We start from the raw sequence: 20,155 nt of genomic DNA on the forward strand, positions 1-20,155 counted from the left end.
TTCGATTACATTTGAGCCATGAAAAGACTGCTTTTTATCTGTTGGCCGTTACTTCTTCTGAATTGTGACGACGGTGATCTGCAAATCGAGACCTTGGACTTCGACAGTGTCGATCCGCAGAGCTGCGAAACTGTGGTAGTGGAGGCGGAAAACGTATTGTTCAAAATAAACGATGACGAGGCATTGATTTTGGAACTTGCCGCAAACACGCTTAAAAACGAAGTCGACGTCGATACCGTCGAGATAGGCAGTTCGCAACCGGCAAACATCGTGTATCGCATTTTTTCAGACCAAGTAGATACGGATTATTTCTGTGCTTCTATCCCGCCTACCTCTCCGGTAGTCATCGATGAGATACCGGCCGAGAATGGATTGATTCGAATTACGACCACCACCGAAGATAGCATCACCTTTTCACACCAAATTAATATTACTGAAATATCCTTAATCATCTCGGAAAGCAATCGAATAACCGACTTGAGCATAAGTGAATTTGGTACGGTCACCACTACAAAACCGGAGGATCAAGGGAATTAGGGATTTTGATAAATGTACACCTCGGTCGCTCCCATTCCATATTGTTGATAGTCCGCATCGTAAAAGGTGATGTTTTGATAGCGTCTAAACAACGCATACAGCTCCTCTTTTAACACGCCTTCCCCCACCCCATGGATAAATACTATCTTTTGTATGCGTTTATCAATAGCAAACCGAAGCTGTCTTTTGGCGGCTTCCAATTGTAGGTTCAGCATGTCAAAATTGTTGAGACCTTTGGTAGAACGCACCAGCTGGTTAATATGTAGGTCCACCACCATTCTTGGGGCATTTCGCTGCTTGGGCTTGACACTTTGTTTCGGCTTCTTTTTGGGAAGCTCCTTTTCTTTCTTTATTTGAGCCACTTCGTAATTCGTAACCTTAATTACATTGTCAGAGTGGGTCTTTACCAGTTCAGAGGGGGAAAATTTGAATTGGAATCCCTCGGCGCTTTCAATAGTAACCTCATTTTTGTAGATAGCCACTACCGTACCGATAATGGTATCGTCTACGGTCTCTACCTTGTCTCCAATCTCAAAAACAGCCATTTTTTTATTTTTATTCCCCAAAATTAATAGTATTTTTCACAAGCAATATAGATTCTTCAACAGATGCGACTCATATTTTTTTTGCTGGTTTTGGAAGATTTCATGCTTCCGTGTTTCAGCAAACGTATTTTGGGATTTGAGTGCCCTGGATGCGGACTTCAAAGGTCGATCGCTTTTTTGATACGCGGGGAATTTGAGGCGGCCTTTCATATATACCCTGCTATTTACGCAATGATTCCGCTAGTTGTATTCCTGATCGCCAATTCGTTTTTCAAAATAAAATATGCCAGCATTGTAATCAAAACCCTAATGATTTCCACCGTGGTTTTAATACTGGGCAACTTTTTTCTAAAACTTATTTAACTAAAGCTGATTCTTATGAATGAAAGACAATTACCAAATGGAACCTTGATCATTGTTCTTGGTATATTCGGTTATCTCTGTTGTTGTTTTGCCGGACTGGGTGTTATCCCCTCTGGGATTGCATTTTATATGGCAACTAAATCGGAACAACTTTACAAGCAAAATCCTGAAGGCTACGACAACTACAGTCAAATAAAAACGGGAAAGATTGTTGCAATCATCGCTTTGATACTCAACGTTTTACTGATAATTCGAATTATCTATGTAATATCGACCGTTGGCTGGGATGAAATGCAGGAGGAATTTATGAGGGCCTATGAGGAAGCCATGGAAGCACAAGGCCAATAAACACAAACTACTTAGAAAACATGAACCAAGAAACCCTTCCAGGCGCCAGTAACGCTTTGACCTTTGGTATTTTATCAATCGTGTTGGTCTTCGTTTGTTGTGGCCCATTCGCTGCCATCTTTAGTTTTATAGGGCTATCGAGTGCAAAGAAAGCGGAAAGCATTTATTTGGAAAATCCAGGTCACTATACAGGTTACGAAAATGTAAAGACCGGGCGCGTACTGTCCTATATCGGATTGGGGCTCTCCTTGATCGCATTGATATTGACGATTATCTATTTTGGGGTCATCGTAGCCATTATTGCCGCGGAAGGCAACTTCTAAAAGAGAAAGAAGACGGTACATACATTAAAAAAACCTCCGATAGTCTCGGAGGTTTTCTTTATTTTTTAAATTCACCCAAGGTTTTAACGATAATCGAGATACAATCCAACAGTTGCTCTTCGGTCATTACCAATGGGGGTGCAAAGCGGATGATATTTCCGTGGGTCGGTTTTGCAAGGAGTCCGTTTTCCTTTAGGGCCATGCAAATGTCCCAAGCGGTGGAGCTGTCCTCAGAATCGTTGATGACAATTGCATTCAGTAATCCTTTACCGCGTACCAAGCGCACCAAACTAGATTTGGCAACCAATTTTTGCATTTCGTCCCGAAAGAGCCTCCCTAGTCGATCGGCATTTTCTGCCAGATGCTCTTCTTTCACCACTTCCAAGGCAGCCATAGCTACAGCGCATGCCAAGGGATTTCCTCCAAAGGTGGAACCATGGTTTCCAGGTCGTATCACTTCCATGATGGGATCATTCGCGAGTACGGCCGATACCGGAAAAACACCTCCTGAAATGGCTTTCCCGAGAATTAGGATATCCGGTTTTACATCCGGGGTGCCGCTGCAATTCTTATCCGGACAGGAGCAATTGCCACAGCTGGCCAATAACCTTCCTGTTCGGGCGATACCGGTCTGCACCTCATCGGCTATAAACAATACATTCTTTGAACGACAAAGCTCAAAGGCCTCTTTGATATAGTTGTCGTCGGGAGTATATACGCCTGCCTCACCCTGGATTGGTTCAACTAAAAAAGCAGCCACATGTTCATCTGTAAGGGCCTCCCGTAAGGCGTCTATATCGTTATACCGTATGGAGATGATTCCTGGTGTAAATGGCCCGAAGTTTTCCGTAGCTACCGGGTCGTTGGAAGCGGAAATGATGGTAATCGTCCGCCCGTGAAAATTGTTTTGGCACACAACGATCTTTGCTTGATTCGACGGTATCCCCTTTTTCTCGTATCCCCATTTTCTGGCGAGTTTGATGGCAGTTTCTACAGCCTCGGCACCGGTATTCATAGGTAACACCTTGTCAAAACCAAAATACTCGGTGATGTACTTTTCATACCTACCGAGCATATCATTATAGAATGCCCTTGAAGTAAGGGTCAACGTTTCGGCTTGACTTTGCAACGCCCCAATAATCTTAGGGTGACAATGTCCCTGATTCACTGCGGAATATGCCGATAAAAAATCGTAATACCTTTTGCCTTCGACATCCCAGACATAGACCCCTTCTCCCCTACTTAAAACTACAGGTAGTGGGTGATAGTTCTGTGCGCCGTGCTTTTCCTCCAATGCGATGGCATCTTTAGAAGTTATCCTTTCTAAAACAGACATGATAAAAATTACTTTAAATAAAACTTTAGCAATTCCTTCTGTACCTTTTTCCTTTCGATCCCGAACCATCGGGAGAAAATTCAGCGTAGGAGAGAAATCATCCTTTGTAGAGTTGCTAAATTACAAAAAAGTAGGTACAAGCCCGAAAAAGGCCCACAAAAAAATAGCTGAACCGGCAGTACTTGGAGATGGGCAATTTCAATTAAGTACTACATACAAGTTCGGATTCCTCCCCTCCAGCTATCTCATGCCAATAGGCCCACCTACTTATCCAACCTGTGGGACAAGGCTGAAATTTGTAGTTCCAGCCGTTTTAACTCCCTCAAAAGGTCGTTCTTATCCATTTGCATCCACACATACAGCTTTAACATGGCCATAGCTATCATACATATAAAACCTGCCGCGGACCATATCACTAATTCGTTGGTCACCTGTGTGTTGAAAAACTGCACAATGCAATAGATGAAAGCGACAAAGATCAACAAGTGCGCGACGGTCATAATGCTAACCAACCATCCGGTTTTGCCTCGGTGAGCCTGCCCCAACTTGCCCATGAGATTTTGTTCCTCCAATTCATCATAGAACCTGGCTTCCTCGGTATCCAAGGTTTCCTTTATCAACTCATCGATTTTATTCATTTCTTTTTTCATGTTTTTATTTTTTAACGATTATTTTTAGTTTTTCCCTTGCGTGAAACAGCCTAGACTTTACGGTACCAACCGATACATCGAGTATCGAACTGATTGCTTTAAGGGAGTATTCCTCGGTATAGAATAAGCGTAGTACCACTTGATGGTCCTTCGGTAGTTGTTGTATGGCTTTTTTTATTTGGATCAGATTCGTTTGGTGTTCTTCATCATAGTTCGCATCTTCCTTTGTCGATGGTATCTCGGAAATTTGCCGTTGTGCCTTTTTATCCCTATTCAAAAAGTTCAACGATTTCCTGGTAACGATACGCATGGCCCAACTTTCAAAAGCATTGGCATCCCGAAGGCCACCAATTTTTCTAATGATGATGCCCCAACAATCCTGGACAATATCTTTTGAGGCTTCCATATCCCTGGTGTACCAGTACGCCTGTCTGCACAACCTTTCGTGGTGCCTTTTGACCAGTAGGTCCAAAGCCTTACTATCCCCGGACTGGTATTGCAATACCAATAATGCATCAAATACTTTTCGGCTGGTCATTGTACATATATACCCTTAAGAACCAAAAATGAAAAAAAGGTTCACTTTTTTAACTCTTTTTAATAGGATCCTACCAAAGATAGAAGTAATAAATGCCACGCGATTGCTACTTTTGCCCCATGCAAAAAAAGAAGAGGCGACCGCTTTTCCAAAATGTCGAGGTCATCGACGCAGGAGCAAAAGGGAAAACCATCGGCAAGGCCCCTGACGGACGGGTCATTTTTCTGACCAATACCGTGCCAGGTGATGTGGTCGATGTGCAGATTACCAAAAAACGTAAGGCCTATTTCGAAGGGGTGGCCACACAGTTCCATACCCTATCCGAAAAACGGGTCGCTCCCGAATGCCAACATTTCGGGGTATGTGGGGGATGCAAATGGCAAGATATGGGATACGAGCATCAGTTGTTTTATAAGCAAAAGGAAATAGAAAACAATTTAAGACGTATTGGCCACTTGGAACTTCCCGAAATCAGCCCCATTCTCCGTTCCAAAAAGGAGTATTTCTACCGTAACAAAATGGAATTTTCCTTTTCTAACAATCGTTGGATGACCTTGGAGGAAATTCAATCCAACGAGGAAATCAAGGACAAGGATGCCTTAGGCTTTCACATTCCCGGAATGTGGGACAAAATCCTGGATATCAAAAAGTGTCATTTACAACAAGACCCCTCCAACGCCATTCGACTGGATGTCAAGGACTTTGCCTTGAAAAATGGGATGGCTTTTTACGACCCAAGAAAACAGGAAGGCTTGTTGCGCACCTTGATGATAAGAACAGCTTCTACCGGGGAAATCATGGTATTGATACAGTTCTTGAAGGATGATGACACAAAAAGGGATTTACTGCTCAACCATCTGGCCGAACAATTTCCCGAAATAACTTCCCTCCTTTATGTCGTCAATCAAAAACAGAACGACACTATTTACGATCAAGAAATAGTTTGCCATAGCGGCAGGGATCATATTTTCGAGGAGATGGAAGGTCTCCGGTTTAAAATCAATGCCAAATCGTTTTATCAGACCAATTCGGAACAGGCGTACGAACTATACAAAATTGCTCGCGACTTTGCAGGACTTACCGGAGACGAGCACGTCTATGACCTCTATACCGGCACCGGCACCATCGCCCTCTTTGTGGCAAAAAATGCGAAAAAGGTAGTAGGGATCGAATCGGTACCCGACGCTATTATCGCCGCCAAGGAAAATGCGGGGCACAATGGGATCCAAAACGTGGACTTCTTTGCCGGGGATATGAAAAATGTTCTTAATGAGGAATTTATCGCGGCTAACGGTAGACCGGATATTGTGATTACCGACCCTCCCAGGGACGGTATGCATAAGGATGTGGTACAACAATTGTTAAGGATTGCCCCAGAAAAAATTGTCTATGTAAGCTGTAACAGCGCTACACAGGCACGGGATTTGGCATTGATGAAGGCTGATTACAAAGTGACCAAGGTACAGCCCGTGGATATGTTTCCGCAAACCCATCATGTCGAAAATGTCGTACTTTTGGAAAAGCTATAGGGCTATGAACAGAACAAAGCTTGTGTTTTCGATTTTTCTTGGAATCCTTTGCATCGCTTCCTGCGAAAAAGACGATATCTGTGTAGATGGGGATACCCCCTTACTGGTTATTCGTTTCTACGATAAAGACGATACTACCCTGCTCAAGACCGTTCCTGCATTGGAAGTACGAGGATTAAACGGCTCCGATACCTTGGGGGTCATTGCCAATGCCTCCCTGGATTCAATTGCAATTCCTTTACGGGTCGACCAAGGCGGTACATCCTTTATATTCTCCCAAAACCCGGATGAGGAGGATGAAACCACCCTAAATATGGATAACATAACTTTCAATTACGAAACCCGGGAACTATTTGTTTCCCGTGCCTGTGGCTTCATCGTCAATTATGATAGCCTATCCGCAACTGCCATCATCGATGATAGTTTGTGGATAGAAGAAATACGAATCGTTACCCCCTTGGTAGAAAACGCTAGCTCCGCCCATGTCAAAATATTGCACTAACCTATTTTTTCTGTTGGTGCTTGTTGCCGGATTCGGACAGGACAAGACCATCGATTTAAATCCAAAGGACACGTTGGTCTACGAACAGCCCTACGGACTTCGCGTTGGTATCGATTTGAGTAGGCCCATTACTTCATTTTTTAATGATGACTACACCGGACTGGAATTTGTCGGGGATTACCGGCTTTCACAAAAACTCTATATTGCAGGGGAGCTGGGTAACGAGAAAAAAACACGTACCGAGTCAGTGGGCCCTAATGAAGACCAAACCAGCGACGGGGAGCTCTATGATTTCACCGCTTCAGGAAGCTATATTAAAGTCGGTATTGACTACAACACCTATGGTAACTGGTATGGCGAACAGAATATGATTACCGTAGGAGGGCGTTATGCCTTTAGCACCTTTACCCAGACGGTGAACAACTATAATATTTTTAATTCCAACCGGTATTGGAACCCCAACGGATTCACCCCCGGTTCACAGGAAAGTCTTGAGTTTGATGGGCGTACGGCCTCTTGGATAGAAGGTGTTGTCGGTGTGAAAATGGAGCTTTTCAAAAACCTCTATCTTGGAGGTAGTGTTCGCTTGGGTATTTTGATCACCAATCCGGAACAAGATTCAAAGGAATTTACCAATCTATTTATTCCGGGCTTCAACAAAGTTACCGATGGCAGCCGTTTTGGAGTGGGTTATAACTATTCGATAACGTATTTAGTGCCTTTATACAAAAAAGCAAAGAAAGCGGAACCTACACCTGAGGAGTAGTCATAACTCCCGAAAGCCATTGATGAATAGCCATTTCATTATTATTTTCTTATTACCGTCATCGGTAACGACAGCGAATTTAGGTGCAAGCAGACTGGCTATGACGAAGGCGGTGATTGCCAAAATGATTCGATGAAATGAAAAGAAATGGCCTAGGATTATCCGTGTAATTATAAAAAGAATGGCAAAGCCAAAAAAATTAAACATCAAGGCCTTATGTTTCGGTCGCATCTATTCCTCTTTTTGATACTTGGCTTTTTTGCTTCCTTCGTACATTACGTACTTTACCAAGCGAGATTCCAGATGACTGTTGAATACCTTGATTTTTCTCGACGGGCGGAGTCCTACAAACTTCAAGGCCGGTAAGTTGGAGGTAATGAACCAAGCCTCCGTTCCGGGGTAACCTTGCTTCAACGTATCGCCGATAGCGGCATAGAAATCTTGCATGTCGAGGTTCAAACGCTCCCCGTAGGGTGGGTTAAAAACCATGTGTAACCGACCTTCAACGGGTTTATCGGTTTCAAAAAAATTCTTTCGTTCAACGCTTATATAATCGGATAGATTGGCATTTGCGATATTGTCCTGTGCCTTTCTTACCGCCGAAGGTGCTTTATCGTACCCGATGATTTTATGGTGAAATTCCCGGGTCTTCCCTAAACGGACCTCTATTATCTTTTCAAAAAGCGCTTCGTCAAAATCCGCCCATTTTTCAAAGGCAAACCCCTTTCGGTTGATGTTCGCCGGAATATTACAGGCAATCATTGCCGCTTCGGTCAACAACGTACCGCTACCACACATGGGATCCAAAAAATCCGATTGGCCTTCCCATCCGCTTAACAACAGAAGTCCGGCTGCCAAGACCTCGTTGATGGGGGCGATGTTAGTGGCAGTTCGGTACCCCCGATGGTGTAGGGAGCGTCCGGAGCTGTCCAACGAGACGTTGCAGTGGTTTCGATGAATGTGGATATTGATGCGAATGTCGGGAAACTTCAGGTCGACATCGGGCCTTTTACCATCCATATCCCTGAACTTGTCAACGATAGCATCCTTGGTTTTTTGCGAAACATACAGCGAATGCGAAAAATAGTCCGAGTTCACCGTGCTATCGACGGCAAAGGAAGTATCCACCGATAAATACTCTTCCCACGGCATCGCGTATATTTGCTTGTACAACTCATTCTCGTTCCGAACGCTGAAAGAGTGAATGGGTTTGATGATTTTGATTGCTGTACGCAGACAAAGATTCGCTTTATACATAAAGCCCGTGTCTCCCTCAAAAGAAACACTACGTACTCCCTCCTCTACATTACCGGCCCCTAGATTGCGTAACTCTTTGGCCAAGATTTCCTCAAAACCAAAAAGCGTCTTGGCCACCATTTTAAAATTATTGTTCATCGGCGAGATTCTTTCAATGGCAAAAATAGGTTAATTTTAAGCCGAATAATTACTGACATAAAGTTATTGATGTACATGTGCCGGCAAATCGTGACGCCCACGGCATTGTTCATCGGTTACAACAACAACCAATGACCTATCTGCTTCTTGTTCTTGCCGTTATTTTAAGTTTTGTACTGGTTCTTGTTGCCAAACCAAAAAACAAGGAGCATTTTAAACTGTTGTTGGCTTTCAGTGGGGCATTCCTTTTGGCCCTAACCATCTTTGAACTCTTCCCCGATGTCTATGCAAAATCGGAACCCAAGACCGTGGGGCTGTTCGTCATGCTCGGGATTTTGTTACAGATTTTTCTGGAATTCTTCTCTAAAGGGGCCGAACACGGACATGTACATCTGGATGCGGAAAAATCGGCCTTTCCCTGGTTGTTATTTTTAAGCCTTTCCGTCCACTCTTTTTTGGAGGGATTCCCCATAGAAGGCCATGATCATATTCTCTATGGCATCCTGATTCACAAGATACCTATTGCCATTATATTGAGTATTTTCCTTTTGGGCTCCAAAATACCGCTGGTAAAGGCCATTTTCTTTATTATCCTATTTTCACTTATGACCCCCATAGGCAGTTATGTTTCCACTAATTTTGAATGGGCTACCCGGCATTATGCGGCCATTAATGCTTTGGTTATCGGTGTTTTTTTACACATTTCAACGGTTATCCTTTTTGAAAGTTCGGAAGGACACAAATTCAATTTGAGAAAATTGATTGTCATTGTCCTGGGAATAGGAATTGCTTATCTGCTCTGATGTTCAGTAAAGAGGAATCAAAAAGGTTGCGACAGGATTTCTGGATTGCCTTCGGAAAATCGTATCCCCGAAAATGGATTTTATATCATACGAATATTAAAGGACTTGCCTTAAAATTTCACTTCGACGTGAATGGTGCCATGGTTTTGATGGACATCGAATCGAGTGATTTGGAAAAACGCATCGATCTTTGGGAAAAAGTGAATGCATTGAAATCAATTCTGATCGACGATTATCTCCCAGATGCGAAGTTTGATGATGCTTTTATCCTAGAAAACCAAAAGGAAGTCTCAAGAATTTATGTAAGGAAGGAAGGCGTTTCAATCCATGACAAAAATAGTTGGCAAGAAACCATGATTTTTCTAAACAATCGTATGAAAAAGCTGGAGGCCTTCTTCCTTGAATTTAGGGATATTCTTTCGCCTTGATTCTATTCCCAACGGATTACATCCCTATTTTTCGATAAATCCGTTTCCTTGGCGTACTTCCCTTCTAGCAGTATGCGATTTTACGTCTTCTTCTTTGAACCAGGCGTCGCGCAATTCTTTTTTGGAGAAAAGTTCCAATTGATCACCATAATGCGGTGAATCTTTCTGCGTAGCGTTGCCGTAGCTCAGTAATACCTTCGCACGTACCTCGTCCCCAAATTCAATGACTCCTACCCATGAGTCACCACCGCCGACATACATATGATCGTCGTCCCCTCCACCGGGCCACGCAACCCGAAACACGCCCATAGAACCATCGATTCCATTTGCTGGAAGGTTTTTGCCGTTGTAGTTGATTCGGTAGTACTCACCCCAAGGCACTTCGAGACTGCCAAACTTGGTTTTGATTTCAGTTGCAGCAGTTTCCAACAACTGTACCGCAGCATCGGGATCGGCGAGTCCGTCCGGGGTCGTATTCGGATGTTCGATATCCCAGCCTTTTTCGTAATTCGAATTCTTCCATACATTGAATTTTCTTGCCCAGTTGTAAAACAATAACATTCCTTTACTGTCCGCATCGGCTTCGCGGTCCCAAGTTTCCAGAACTACCTTGGCCTCCTTGGCCTTTTGGGAGTCCGAGGCATCGACAGCGGCAAAGAGGTCGTCGAGAATACGGTCGGCAACTTCCAAACGGGTGGAAAGTTTATAGTCTACCAACTCGTCAAAAGTAATCGACTCATCTTCCAATAACATCCTAGCCGAGCGCTGTGGTCTAAAAGACATGTATCGTGGTGCCATGTACGCCGGATAATCATCGGGATTCAAACTCATTGGAATGGTACTGGTCCAAGGCGGGTCATTGGCATTCTGCAACCAACCGGTTGCCGGGTTTTTGACCTTTGGCAAATCTGTATAGGAATGCATTTCGGTCCATACGTCGGCAGATTTCCCTCCGGGAATCACACGATCCCAATAGTCCCAATCTCCGGAACTCCTTTTTGGGACAAGGCCATTGAACAGATAGAAAATCTCTCCCTCCCGATCGGCGTACATCACATTCCAAAAGGGAATCTGTGCCATTTTTAAGGCATTTTCAAACTCTTGGAAGTTGGCACTGTTGATCATCCTCCACCATTGTAAGAACATATTAGGACGGTCTAAACCCGCCAAACGTAGGGCCAGTACCTTGTTTTCGCTCTTGTTCACCACAGGTCCGTGTACGGTTTTCATCAGGGGAATGGTCTGTTCGACCAACGTTCCGTCGTCCTGTTTTATCTTAATGATCTTGGAGGTAGTCTCAAATTCTTTACGTTTCCCATCCAAGAGGTAGCCGTCGTCTTGAAGCTCCAATTCATAGGTGTCGGCATTGTCTATGGTATTGTCGGTATGGCTCCATCCCAAATGCTCGTTAAATCCAATCGCGATTCCCGGAAAGCCAACCAAGGTCGTGCCGTACATATTTTTTCCGTTTAGGTTCAAATGCGATTCAAAGAATAAAAACTCCTGCCACCAAGGAAGATGCGGATTTTGAACCAACATCGCTTTGCCCGAAGCCGAACGCTGTGGACCAATGGCATAGGTGTTAGATCCCATGTCGGGCCATTCCTGGACCCGCCCTAAATCGTTTCCACCGATAAAACGGGTAAAGATGACGTACATGCTATGCATGTTCATGTCTTTAGTGGTCAAGGGCAATACAACCCTGTTGTCTTCATCAATACTTTCGGGATGGGCCTTTGCATAGGCGTTCATTCCCTCAACAAAGGAGGCATAGATGGTCTTGATCTCGGGGTCCTGTTTCGATTCCCACTCCTCGGCCAATTCCGGCAGGCCCAACGTATGAATGAGCATATCGTTTTCAAGTTTCTTCCCTCCCCAATATTCAGCCCCTTTACCACGCGAGCTGCCGTAGAGCTGCACGATCAAGTTGGCATGGTTGTGCATTTGGGCCCAGCCTTGCGCAAAGAACAACTCCTCCAGACTATTGGCCGATATATGGGGCACCCCATAGGTGTCCCAAGCGATTTTGGATGGTTCCTCCTTTGTTTGGGCACAGCCAAGATATAGGAATGTAAGACAGAGTAATGGAAGAAATAATCGGATTTTCATACGGTTCATAATTTACAAAAGGTTGGATGCTGGATTGAAATAAGCAACATTGCAAGTATCGCTAAAAATAAGGCTTTTGAGATAACTCACGTGGGTTCCATCCAAATTTGGGACAACTATTGGTTCCAAATCAATGATTACGGACCATTTTGTAGGCCTCTATGGTCGTATAGTATTTGGCGATCATATTGGGTACTTCCCAAGAGGGAAGCGCTCCTTCTTTCAAATAGCCTAAATAATTGCCAGTCACTTTGGCAAAGTGTGCTTCATGCCCTAATCTGAACCTGACGGGAATATTGATTTTCCATAACCCTTCTGCCATTTTCTCGAAAGAGCTTCCTGGAAACTGAATGGCAATGTCATTTTCAAGGGCATTAGCGAGTTGTAGTGGAAAGTTCGAATCCGTTTTGGATTCGATATATAAGGTAGGCCGATAGTGTTCCTCGGGTCCCTGTTTGATGATTAAATTGCTTTTGGTACCCCGCATGATACTATAGTGTGTATCTCCTGCACCTTGGGGCGCCTTATAATTCCATTTAACCGATACTTTGGCGTGTTTTCCGTTAATCCGGTAGTTCAGCTCGCTATTGCAATACACATAGAGATCGTCGTTCGTGATATCCTTCCTTAGAAAATCAGGGAACTTTTCAAGTCCGGTCACCTTTTGGAATTCCCACTGCGTCATTTTTGTCGGCCATCTTTTGGCGGACAACATTTGAATTTGTGCCGTGTCGATGATCTGATCGGGGAAGGCTTCCCACTGCACCAAATCTACCAAATGCGTGGTCACATCGACCGTACCCTCCCCTTCCTGGTTTACATCGAAAAACCAAGGGGGGCGTACCAAAGGCCGACCCGAAACATCTTTAAAAAAATGATGGACGCTTTCTTTGCTAATTGCAGGTTCTTCCATGGTACCATCGACCAGTTCACCAAAAACTTCCGGCAACTCCGAAAACAGCTTTTGCATCATGGTTGTTGCCTCAAAGCGCTCGGTCATCATATCATATAGTAGTACCCCGTTGGTCTCGGCTATTTGGAATGCTTTCTTCAACTTTTCAAAACCATCCGGATCAATTACCAAGGGCTTGTCGGCATAGACATGCATACCCGCTTTAACAGCCTCTAGGACGTAGTCTATTTTTTTGGAGTTCTTCCCAGCTACAACCATTACGTTTCCCCGTTTTTCGGTCAACATTCTCTGTAAATAATCTTCACAGACCACTGGCTCGATGTTCCACCTTGTAGGAACCTCTTCCCGATTATTATAGGCCTCAACCCTTTTTAGAAATTCGGTAAGCTCGGGTCCTTCGGGGGCATACACTTGGAAAGTAGAATCCACCGACCCATACATAGTTTTATGGATGAGGGCTGCATGAAAATGGCCGGGGTCCAACGATACGAATCGTATCTTTTGGGAACCTGTATCCTCCGAAGTTTTTTGTTCTCTGGCACCCGATCGGCAGCCGGATACCACAAGCAATACCAAACAAAACGCTTTATAATTCATACAATCATTGCTTAAAACTTATAAGGGATTACAACTTCACGTAGTTGGTACCGAAGGGCTTCCGCTGTTCGCGGTTCAGCAGGGTATTTGCCTGGTCGTCGTCGATGAACGATTCAGTATCGTTGTCCCAGATGAGTTTTCTGTCAAATTGCATGGCAATATCACTTATCAGACAGATTGTACAGGCCTTATGCCCCTTGTGTATTGGGGAAATAGGTTGCTTCCGGGTTTTGATACATTCCAACCAATTACCGTGTTGGTCATCGATTTTTTGTAAGTGAATTTCTTCGGGTTCGATGACGGACTCAAGAATTTTGGGGTCGGATGCATTTAGGGCGTCGTTGCTTTTTTCTTTGTCAACCGGGTCCGACGCCGAAGCCTGATAGGCGCCTCTTGAAACAAAAATCCAACCGTCGGTTCCTTCGTATCGGATTCCATTGGGATAGCCACCACTGGTATACACGGTTGTTCCGTTTTCATACTCGTGTTTAACAAAGAAGTCGCCATGTACATCCCAAAGCCCGGATTTTGGAAACTCCGCCAAGGCTTCTACACTGATAGGTCCGGTGAGCTCGGTATCCATACCCCAAGCGGCCGAATCGTAGTGGTGTTGGCCCCAACCCGTAATCATACCGGCCCCATAACTGCGTAACCTTAACCACCCGGGGCGGCCATAATCATTCTGGGGATGCACCCCGATTTCGGTATAGGGAACTTGGGGAGTAGAACCCAACCACCTATCAAAGTTGAGATTGGAAGGTACTGGCATTTCCGTCGCCTCAGGGCCCGTAGGGTCTCCGGGAAGCCCTATTTTCACGGTATGGATTTTTCCAATTCTGCCATTTCGTACCAACTCCGCCGCGATTCGAAACTGGGGCATGGCCCGCTGTTGGGTACCTACCTGTAAAACAACACCTGTTTTTTGAACGACATCCCTTAACTGTTGCCCTTCACTGATGGTCAAGGAAGTGGGTTTTTGCAAATAGATATCTTTCCCTGCAAGGGCCGCTTCCATGGCCGGTTGTGCATGCCAATGGTCTGGAGTACTGATGATTACAGCGTCAATTTCTGTTTTTAACAGCATTTCCCTATAGTCACCATAGGTTTTGGTATCCATGTAGTTGGCCTTTCCGGTTTTTTCTTTGTAAAAACCATCAACCAATATTTTTGCATCGGCTGCTCTCTTCGAATCTACGTCACAGACCCCAACAAAACGAGTATCCTCAAAACGGATGGTATCGGGGATATCGTGCACCCTTGCGATACGTCCACAACCAATCTGTCCTATGTTGATTTTGTTGCTTGGAGCATTTTTTCCAAGTACATGTGAAGGTACGATGGACGGGAAAGCGACTGCGCCGGCAGCACTAATGGATGTATCTTTGATAAACTTTCTTCTTTTCATTTTTAAATGGGTTATTGGTTAGGAGCTTCTTTCATAACGATTTTGGCCCATGGTTGCGCCGCAAACGACTGCCAGTAAGCCTCTGCTTCGTCGACATTAAGCTCGCCTTCGAACACCAGCAGCCTGTATTTGAGTCGATACTCTTTTTGAGGCTCGATATGCCAAGGATTATGGCGAATAGGGCAAAATTCAAAAAATAGATCCCCACGACCATTATTACCATCGACAGGCCAGACCCGCATCGGTTCGGGATGTGAGCGGTTTTCGGGATGGCTAAGAAACAAGATGCCGTTTCGACCCTTCCCATTCGCCGCCCTTCCGGTAACCATACACCAACGGGCACTGGTACCGTCGGCGGCTTGCCTATCTTTTCCTTCCGAGGTAAGTACCGTACAATTGTCTTTATGCCATCGCTCCGTAAAACGCATCCCTAAGCCGCCGCCATAGCGGTACGCCTCGAACAGTATCCCTGAGGGCAAAGGAGAACTAAAGGTAGAAACGTAATCGATTAAATAACGATTCTTACTTTCCCTTAAATTCCATACCCTAACCGACAGATATTCATTGATGGCCACCTGTTTCCCTTGTTTTGCGGTCAAATCGAAATGCTCTTGGTGCGCTTGGAATTCCGAAAATACGGGTCCGGATGTTTTGGAGGTAAAATTTTTGAACAGCACGGTTCCCTGACTCTCTCCCAAATTCCAAAAATCGACGGACCGATCCTCAATCTTAGTACGGGTCCATGGACCCCAAAGACCATAATGATGGTAATGGTCCGGAGGCTGAATACGGCTAAGTGTATCACCACCGGGGGTACATAGGGGGTGAATAAACCCGGACTTTCGGAAAATGGTATCGATACCCATCGGGGGATATGTCATCCCATAGCGATAGGTTAATACGGGTCTTTCATTGGAGGTAATTTGAAGATTTCCGTCGGTATCGGTTTGTGATAGATCGTAGGGTGGCTCGGACCGCACCCCTTTTCTAATAGTATAGGCTGACCGTTCCGTGCCTTCCTGACCGGCATCCGTTATAAACCAAAGCCGATTCCCTTGTATTTGGAAAGGCACTTCTTCGGTAATTCCATTTGCGGTTTTTAGCAGTACTATATCATTTTTCAGGTTTTCAGCGATATTCAACACTACCGGAGTATTAATCGTAAGATTGGAATCGAGTCGAAGAGCAATACTGTTCTCATTTTCCGAATGACAACCCTGTAGCACCATGGCAATAATGAGGAAAACACAAAAAATTGTATTTGATTTGTGGATAGACATACAGTGAAAGTCCTTTACCTTTTTACACATGATTCACTAATATGTGTTAATTTACAAATCCTTTTACTAACTACCCGTGTTATTTTCAATTTCAGTTTTACACTTGTGATGCGCGGTTTGAACTGTTTTCAATGAAAAAAGTCTTTGTAGCCATTTTGTTGTTCCCAACTACCAATACCTCCTATTCCCAGGACTTGGAGCCCTTTGAACTGGCCGATTCGTGGATTTCGAAAATCTCCGCTATGGTGCCAACAGGAACAGAGATTAGCGATCGGGAAAAGAAGAAGGTTCTTATTTTCTCACTACATACCGGCTACGAGCACTGGACCCTACCGCATACCGAAGCGGTCATGAAAATACTGGCGGAAAAATCAGGGGATTTTAAAGTGACCACGTCAAAGGATATTGTCGCCTTTAAGAAGGAAAACCTTGCAAGGTATGATGCCTTGATTTTGAACAACAACTGTTCAATTCACGATCGACGAAATCTTTTTTGGGATGTCCTAAAGAATGATGGCTCCTTAACAGATGAGCAGGCCTGGGACAGGGCAGCACAGCTAGAGGCGAACCTCTTGGACTATGTACGAACGGGAGGTGGACTAGTGCTTTTACACGGGGCTATCGTAATGCAGAATACATCGGAGGCCTTTGGAAAAATGGTAGGCGGTAGCTTTGATTACCATCCCAAACAGCAAAAAATCGAAGTCAAATTGGTCGATTCGGAACACAGGCTGGTCGAGGCGTTTGACGGTGAGGGTTTTGAACATGTCGATGAGCCTTATTTCTTTGACAACGCATATTTCGATTACAACTTCAGGCCCCTTCTCTATATGGAAGCCAATCAGCTTGAAGGTAAGAAGGAATCGGTAACCGATACGGTCAAATACATCTCTTGGATCAAGAAATATGGTAAAGGACGGATTTTTTATTCCTCCCCTTCCCACAACGCACAGAGTTATGAAAATCCAAAGTTACTGCGCTATTTGTCGGATGGTCTGCAGTATGTGGTAGGCACGATCGATTGCGACGATTCGCCCATTGAGAAATGAAATTAAACTACATCCAAATAAATGAAGAGCCAATGGCAAACGGCTCCCCCTAGTACAAATAAATGCCAAATAAAGTGGTTATACGGTATCTTCCTGTTCGCATAAAACAGAATTCCCAAGGTGTAAAAGGCACCACCACCAAACAACAGATTAATGCCCAAATCGGTGGTCGCTTCCCTTAGGTTCGAAAAATCCAATATGATCAACCACCCCATGACCACATATAGTAAAAGGGACACCAACTCGTATTTCCCGGTAAAAAAAAGCTTGAGTACGGCCCCAAAAGCCGCAATAGCCCACACGGTATAGAAGAGCGTCCATCCGTTACCACTTTCCAAACTTATTAGAGCCACAGGAGTATAGGTACCGGCGATTAGGAGATAAATGCCAATATGGTCGATAATCTGGTAGATCTTTCTTAGGTGAGCCTTTGACACCGCATGGTATACCATCGATGCCGTAAAGAGTGCTATAAGGCAAAGACTATAAATCAAGATACTAAGCGTAGCATAGGGAGTTTTATCGGTGCTTTTTTGGAGTAGGAAAAACAAACCAATAAAACCTAACAGTACCCCGAGACCATGCGAATAAGCATTTAAACGCTCTTCGAGCCGACTGCCCGATTCCCCCATGTACCCTTTTGTATTATTTGTACCGTTTGCCATGTTTAATGACCATGTCTACCTTCTGAAGAAGACTAATATAGCGAAGAACATCCCCATCAACTGCAATGATATCGGCATATTTGCCGGGCGTAATGGTACCAACTTCATCGGCCACCCCCATCCAAAGTGCCGGCCAGTAGGTCGCCCCACGAATAGCGTACATAGGGTCGATACCAAATTCATTGACCCAGACGTCGAGTTCGTTCCAGGTAGATTGACTGTGGAACTTCATTGGTATGCCGCTATCGGTACCTATCATTAGGACCACCCCAGCGTCTAACAGTTGATTGATTTTAGTTTCCAACGTAGGTTTACGGGAAGGCGTTAGTTGAAAATAGGGCAATCTATCCGGGTGTGCAATGCTTTTTTTGATATCAGTAATTACACTATCCGGTAGTCCTCTGTGCCACGAATCGTTATCCAGTTTTTCAGGATTATCCCGAATGTATTCATAGTTGTACAGTCCTTCGACTGTCGGACACCAAAATAAAGGTCCTTGGCTCATATCCGCCGTTCGCTCCCTGATCATTTCCATCACGTCATCCGGATATCTCGGCGCGGAAGAAAGGCCGGTATGTTCAAAGCAATCCGCACCTGCTATCAAACCTCTCCGAATTTCGTCTGGCCGGTGACCATGGGCAACCACTTTTAAACCATTCTTATGGGCCTCATCGACCACCGCCTTGACCTCTTCCATGGTCATTTGGTCCTGATCGATCAGTTTTACGACATCGACCCCGGCCTTGGCCAACTTTCGAATTTTCTTTCTCGCATCCTCTGCACCGTTGACGCCCCATCGAAAATCTTCCGTGCCAGGATACGGTTCATGTTGGATAAACGGGCCTGATACGTATAGGGTAGCCCCCGGTATCTCGCCATTGTTGATAGCGTCACGTACAGCAATACTCTCTTCCAAAGGTCCTCCCAAATCACGGGCACTGGTGACTCCTGCCATTAATAATTGATGGGCCGAGGCCGGCATTATCACATCTTTGAAGAGGGGAGGATAGGTCTTATCCCAATAGGTATAGTCCGCATGCCCGTTGATCATCGTATGCACATGCATGTCCCACAGGCCTGGAAGTATCGACATGCCCTCTGTTGAGATGACTTCGGCGTTTTCGGGAATGGGCGTGGTGTCGACCGTACCAACAGTTTTGATTTTTTCCCCTTCAATAATGATAACACTGTTCTTTATGGGTTCAGAACCGAAACCATCGATCAAGGTGCCTCCGACCAGCGCTTTCATGTCGCTTTCCTGGGAAAAGGCAAAAACCGCCGTCAAGAGGGCCATTAGCGTTGAAATTCTTTTTCGCATACAAAATGGATTTGCTAAATATACCGAAAAATGGTGCAATGCCTTAAAAACATTCAAATCTTTGAAGCGGCGGAGACATATTTTATAATTTACGTATGACTCATGTCGTAACCTGAACTTTATCTAAATTTTATTGTTGAAAAATGGTTTAAAGGGAATTATATTCCTGCCTGGATACCGTATGCCTCAAACAACAACGATTGTCTTTTTGTTCCCCACTTTTTATTGCCTCATGGGCTGCGAAGATTTCATCGAAATCGATACCTCCTTCCGAACCTCCAAGATCAGTGGTAAACGAAGTATTGCGCGCCGATGAAAATGAGTCTTTATACCCATTGAAATAGAAGTGCCCTGAAGCAATAATATTTTCGTGGATACTCCGATTACTTGTTTGGAACGTATTCTAATTATTACCGAAGTATTCGAAAAGTTTGTCGTGGTTCTAGCTACTGGGATTTGAAATGCTACGGATGTAGATAAAGGCTCCGACACCTATGTAGCCGACCCTTCTTTTTCGACCGACCAATGCATTCCCACCAGTGTTTTGGAAGATGTACTCTTCACCCTGGTTATTACCCATGATAGGCGGCGCTATACGGCCCAGACCAGTCGAGCCCTTCGTCTCCTCCGGGCCCTCTTGCATAAAAAAAGCCCCGCATCTTTCGATGCGGGGCTTTTCGAGGTAAGGCGGCGACCTACTCTCCCACTTGGTATAGCAGTACCATCGGCGCTAACGGGCTTAACTTCCCTGTTCGG

The 20,155-nt window shown here is 44.7% G+C and carries 23 protein-coding genes and 1 rRNA gene; 10 read left to right on the plus strand and 14 right to left on the minus strand.

What is annotated here, in order from left to right:
• The first annotated feature begins 18 nt into the window (after positions 1-18).
• Positions 19-537 (plus strand): hypothetical protein, encoded by a 519-nt coding sequence (locus FK220_RS17810; RefSeq protein ID WP_152575710.1) that lies wholly within the window; start codon positions 19-21, stop codon positions 535-537.
• Here the strand turns inward: FK220_RS17810 and FK220_RS17815 are convergent.
• Entirely contained in the window at positions 534-1,082 is a 549-nt protein-coding gene (locus tag FK220_RS17815; RefSeq protein ID WP_152575711.1) for a Smr/MutS family protein, read from the minus strand. The genes FK220_RS17810 and FK220_RS17815 overlap by 4 nt on opposite strands.
• Positions 1,083-1,184: 102 nt before the next feature.
• On the opposite strand from FK220_RS17815, the gene FK220_RS17820 reads away from it, so the two are divergent.
• Genes FK220_RS17820 through FK220_RS17830 form a run of 3 tightly spaced genes read left to right on the plus strand, consistent with a single transcriptional unit; the run spans position 1,185 to position 2,116 of the window.
• Positions 1,185-1,445, plus strand: coding sequence for a DUF2752 domain-containing protein (locus FK220_RS17820; protein WP_238719101.1), 261 nt, complete (start codon positions 1,185-1,187; stop codon positions 1,443-1,445).
• Between the two features lie 15 nt (positions 1,446-1,460).
• Complete coding sequence (locus FK220_RS17825) at positions 1,461-1,793, plus strand: CCC motif membrane protein (protein ID WP_152575713.1); 333 nt, start codon at positions 1,461-1,463, stop codon at positions 1,791-1,793.
• A gap of 20 nt (positions 1,794-1,813) precedes the next feature.
• Complete coding sequence (locus FK220_RS17830; protein ID WP_152575714.1) at positions 1,814-2,116, plus strand: CCC motif membrane protein; 303 nt, start codon at positions 1,814-1,816, stop codon at positions 2,114-2,116.
• A 58-nt stretch (positions 2,117-2,174) separates the two neighbouring features.
• Here FK220_RS17830 and rocD read toward each other — a convergent pair whose 3' ends face one another.
• From rocD to FK220_RS17845, 3 genes are all read right to left on the minus strand, one after another.
• Positions 2,175-3,452, minus strand: a complete 1,278-nt coding sequence (gene rocD, locus FK220_RS17835; RefSeq protein ID WP_152575715.1) for an ornithine--oxo-acid transaminase — start codon at positions 3,450-3,452, stop codon at positions 2,175-2,177.
• A 263-nt stretch (positions 3,453-3,715) separates the two neighbouring features.
• The gene (locus FK220_RS17840) at positions 3,716-4,102 is read right to left on the minus strand and encodes a DUF6768 family protein (RefSeq protein ID WP_152575716.1); all 387 of its coding nucleotides are present in this window, start codon (positions 4,100-4,102) and stop codon (positions 3,716-3,718) included.
• Between the two features lie 4 nt (positions 4,103-4,106).
• A complete protein-coding gene (locus tag FK220_RS17845; protein ID WP_152575717.1) occupies positions 4,107-4,640 on the minus strand; it encodes an RNA polymerase sigma factor in 534 nt (177 codons plus the stop codon).
• A 119-nt stretch (positions 4,641-4,759) separates the two neighbouring features.
• Between FK220_RS17845 and rlmD the strand changes: the two genes are divergently transcribed.
• Genes rlmD through FK220_RS17860 form a run of 3 tightly spaced genes read left to right on the plus strand, consistent with a single transcriptional unit; the run spans position 4,760 to position 7,437 of the window.
• A complete protein-coding gene (rlmD, locus tag FK220_RS17850; protein ID WP_152575718.1) occupies positions 4,760-6,169 on the plus strand; it encodes a 23S rRNA (uracil(1939)-C(5))-methyltransferase RlmD in 1,410 nt (469 codons plus the stop codon).
• A 4-nt stretch (positions 6,170-6,173) separates the two neighbouring features.
• Positions 6,174-6,671, plus strand: coding sequence for a DUF6452 family protein (locus FK220_RS17855; RefSeq protein ID WP_152575719.1), 498 nt, complete (start codon positions 6,174-6,176; stop codon positions 6,669-6,671).
• Complete coding sequence (locus FK220_RS17860; protein ID WP_152575720.1) at positions 6,652-7,437, plus strand: DUF6048 family protein; 786 nt, start codon at positions 6,652-6,654, stop codon at positions 7,435-7,437. Before FK220_RS17855 ends, FK220_RS17860 begins: the two co-directional genes overlap by 20 nt.
• Here the strand turns inward: FK220_RS17860 and FK220_RS17865 are convergent, their stop codons facing one another.
• Both FK220_RS17865 and FK220_RS17870 read right to left on the minus strand, forming a co-directional pair.
• The gene (locus FK220_RS17865; protein WP_152575721.1) at positions 7,438-7,668 is read right to left on the minus strand and encodes a hypothetical protein; all 231 of its coding nucleotides are present in this window, start codon (positions 7,666-7,668) and stop codon (positions 7,438-7,440) included.
• Positions 7,669-8,832 carry a THUMP domain-containing class I SAM-dependent RNA methyltransferase gene (locus tag FK220_RS17870; RefSeq protein ID WP_152575722.1) on the minus strand — a complete coding sequence of 388 codons (1,164 nt, stop codon included), beginning with the start codon at positions 8,830-8,832 and terminating at the stop codon, positions 7,669-7,671.
• A gap of 131 nt (positions 8,833-8,963) precedes the next feature.
• On the opposite strand from FK220_RS17870, the gene FK220_RS17875 reads away from it, so the two are divergent.
• Positions 8,964-9,635 (plus strand): ZIP family metal transporter, encoded by a 672-nt coding sequence (locus FK220_RS17875; RefSeq protein WP_152575723.1) that lies wholly within the window; start codon positions 8,964-8,966, stop codon positions 9,633-9,635.
• Positions 9,635-10,063 (plus strand): DUF4268 domain-containing protein, encoded by a 429-nt coding sequence (locus tag FK220_RS17880; protein WP_152575724.1) that lies wholly within the window; start codon positions 9,635-9,637, stop codon positions 10,061-10,063. Before FK220_RS17875 ends, FK220_RS17880 begins: the two co-directional genes overlap by 1 nt.
• Positions 10,064-10,087: 24 nt before the next feature.
• Here the strand turns inward: FK220_RS17880 and FK220_RS17885 are convergent, their stop codons facing one another.
• The 4 genes from FK220_RS17885 to FK220_RS17900 all read right to left on the minus strand — a co-directional run bounded on the left by FK220_RS17885 (position 10,088) and on the right by FK220_RS17900 (position 16,397).
• Positions 10,088-12,172, minus strand: coding sequence for an acylase (locus FK220_RS17885; protein ID WP_152575725.1), 2,085 nt, complete (start codon positions 12,170-12,172; stop codon positions 10,088-10,090).
• A 130-nt stretch (positions 12,173-12,302) separates the two neighbouring features.
• Complete coding sequence (locus FK220_RS17890) at positions 12,303-13,682, minus strand: putative oxidoreductase C-terminal domain-containing protein (RefSeq protein ID WP_152575726.1); 1,380 nt, start codon at positions 13,680-13,682, stop codon at positions 12,303-12,305.
• Between the two features lie 28 nt (positions 13,683-13,710).
• Positions 13,711-15,087, minus strand: coding sequence for a Gfo/Idh/MocA family protein (locus tag FK220_RS17895; protein WP_152575727.1), 1,377 nt, complete (start codon positions 15,085-15,087; stop codon positions 13,711-13,713).
• Between the two features lie 11 nt (positions 15,088-15,098).
• The gene (locus FK220_RS17900; protein ID WP_238719096.1) at positions 15,099-16,397 is read right to left on the minus strand and encodes a DUF6807 domain-containing protein; all 1,299 of its coding nucleotides are present in this window, start codon (positions 16,395-16,397) and stop codon (positions 15,099-15,101) included.
• 101 nt (positions 16,398-16,498) lie between these two features.
• On the opposite strand from FK220_RS17900, the gene FK220_RS17905 reads away from it, so the two are divergent.
• Complete coding sequence (locus FK220_RS17905; RefSeq protein WP_152575728.1) at positions 16,499-17,416, plus strand: ThuA domain-containing protein; 918 nt, start codon at positions 16,499-16,501, stop codon at positions 17,414-17,416.
• 2 nt (positions 17,417-17,418) lie between these two features.
• Here the strand turns inward: FK220_RS17905 and trhA are convergent, their stop codons facing one another.
• The 4 genes from trhA to rrf form a co-directional block, all read right to left on the minus strand.
• On the minus strand, positions 17,419-18,081 hold the full coding sequence (gene trhA / locus FK220_RS17910; RefSeq protein ID WP_238719097.1) for a PAQR family membrane homeostasis protein TrhA: 663 nt from the start codon (positions 18,079-18,081) through the stop codon (positions 17,419-17,421).
• Positions 18,062-19,399 (minus strand): amidohydrolase family protein, encoded by a 1,338-nt coding sequence (locus FK220_RS17915; protein ID WP_152575729.1) that lies wholly within the window; start codon positions 19,397-19,399, stop codon positions 18,062-18,064. The genes trhA and FK220_RS17915 overlap by 20 nt, the downstream gene beginning before the upstream one ends.
• 442 nt (positions 19,400-19,841) lie before the next feature.
• Positions 19,842-19,979: a hypothetical protein gene (locus FK220_RS17920; RefSeq protein WP_166204980.1), complete on the minus strand. Its 138-nt coding sequence runs from the start codon at positions 19,977-19,979 to the stop codon at positions 19,842-19,844.
• A gap of 102 nt (positions 19,980-20,081) precedes the next feature.
• Positions 20,082-20,155 (minus strand): 5S ribosomal RNA (rrf, locus tag FK220_RS20330); the annotation flags it as partial.

Source organism: Pelagihabitans pacificus, assembly GCF_009371985.2.
In the GTDB taxonomy this organism is placed as follows: domain Bacteria; phylum Bacteroidota; class Bacteroidia; order Flavobacteriales; family Flavobacteriaceae; genus Pelagihabitans; species Pelagihabitans pacificus.

Coding starts and splice junctions, on each gene's coding strand:
- FK220_RS17840 (WP_152575716.1), bottom strand. CDS start 4,102: ATGAAAAAAGAAATGAATAAAATCGATGAGTTGATAAAGGAAACCTTG.
- FK220_RS17885 (WP_152575725.1), bottom strand. CDS start 12,172: ATGAAAATCCGATTATTTCTTCCATTACTCTGTCTTACATTCCTATAT.
- FK220_RS17905 (WP_152575728.1), top strand. CDS start 16,499: ATGAAAAAAGTCTTTGTAGCCATTTTGTTGTTCCCAACTACCAATACC.
- FK220_RS17900 (WP_238719096.1), bottom strand. CDS start 16,397: ATGTGTAAAAAGGTAAAGGACTTTCACTGTATGTCTATCCACAAATCA.
- FK220_RS17915 (WP_152575729.1), bottom strand. CDS start 19,399: ATGCGAAAAAGAATTTCAACGCTAATGGCCCTCTTGACGGCGGTTTTT.
- FK220_RS17890 (WP_152575726.1), bottom strand. CDS start 13,682: ATGAATTATAAAGCGTTTTGTTTGGTATTGCTTGTGGTATCCGGCTGC.
- rocD (WP_152575715.1), bottom strand. CDS start 3,452: ATGTCTGTTTTAGAAAGGATAACTTCTAAAGATGCCATCGCATTGGAG.
- FK220_RS17875 (WP_152575723.1), top strand. CDS start 8,964: ATGACCTATCTGCTTCTTGTTCTTGCCGTTATTTTAAGTTTTGTACTG.
- FK220_RS17920 (WP_166204980.1), bottom strand. CDS start 19,979: ATGGGTAATAACCAGGGTGAAGAGTACATCTTCCAAAACACTGGTGGG.
- FK220_RS17880 (WP_152575724.1), top strand. CDS start 9,635: ATGTTCAGTAAAGAGGAATCAAAAAGGTTGCGACAGGATTTCTGGATT.
- FK220_RS17820 (WP_238719101.1), top strand. CDS start 1,185: ATGCTTCCGTGTTTCAGCAAACGTATTTTGGGATTTGAGTGCCCTGGA.
- FK220_RS17870 (WP_152575722.1), bottom strand. CDS start 8,832: ATGAACAATAATTTTAAAATGGTGGCCAAGACGCTTTTTGGTTTTGAG.
- FK220_RS17825 (WP_152575713.1), top strand. CDS start 1,461: ATGAATGAAAGACAATTACCAAATGGAACCTTGATCATTGTTCTTGGT.
- FK220_RS17865 (WP_152575721.1), bottom strand. CDS start 7,668: ATGCGACCGAAACATAAGGCCTTGATGTTTAATTTTTTTGGCTTTGCC.
- FK220_RS17815 (WP_152575711.1), bottom strand. CDS start 1,082: ATGGCTGTTTTTGAGATTGGAGACAAGGTAGAGACCGTAGACGATACC.
- FK220_RS17895 (WP_152575727.1), bottom strand. CDS start 15,087: ATGAAAAGAAGAAAGTTTATCAAAGATACATCCATTAGTGCTGCCGGC.
- rlmD (WP_152575718.1), top strand. CDS start 4,760: ATGCAAAAAAAGAAGAGGCGACCGCTTTTCCAAAATGTCGAGGTCATC.
- FK220_RS17830 (WP_152575714.1), top strand. CDS start 1,814: ATGAACCAAGAAACCCTTCCAGGCGCCAGTAACGCTTTGACCTTTGGT.
- FK220_RS17860 (WP_152575720.1), top strand. CDS start 6,652: ATGTCAAAATATTGCACTAACCTATTTTTTCTGTTGGTGCTTGTTGCC.
- trhA (WP_238719097.1), bottom strand. CDS start 18,081: ATGGCAAACGGTACAAATAATACAAAAGGGTACATGGGGGAATCGGGC.
- FK220_RS17810 (WP_152575710.1), top strand. CDS start 19: ATGAAAAGACTGCTTTTTATCTGTTGGCCGTTACTTCTTCTGAATTGT.
- FK220_RS17855 (WP_152575719.1), top strand. CDS start 6,174: ATGAACAGAACAAAGCTTGTGTTTTCGATTTTTCTTGGAATCCTTTGC.
- FK220_RS17845 (WP_152575717.1), bottom strand. CDS start 4,640: ATGACCAGCCGAAAAGTATTTGATGCATTATTGGTATTGCAATACCAG.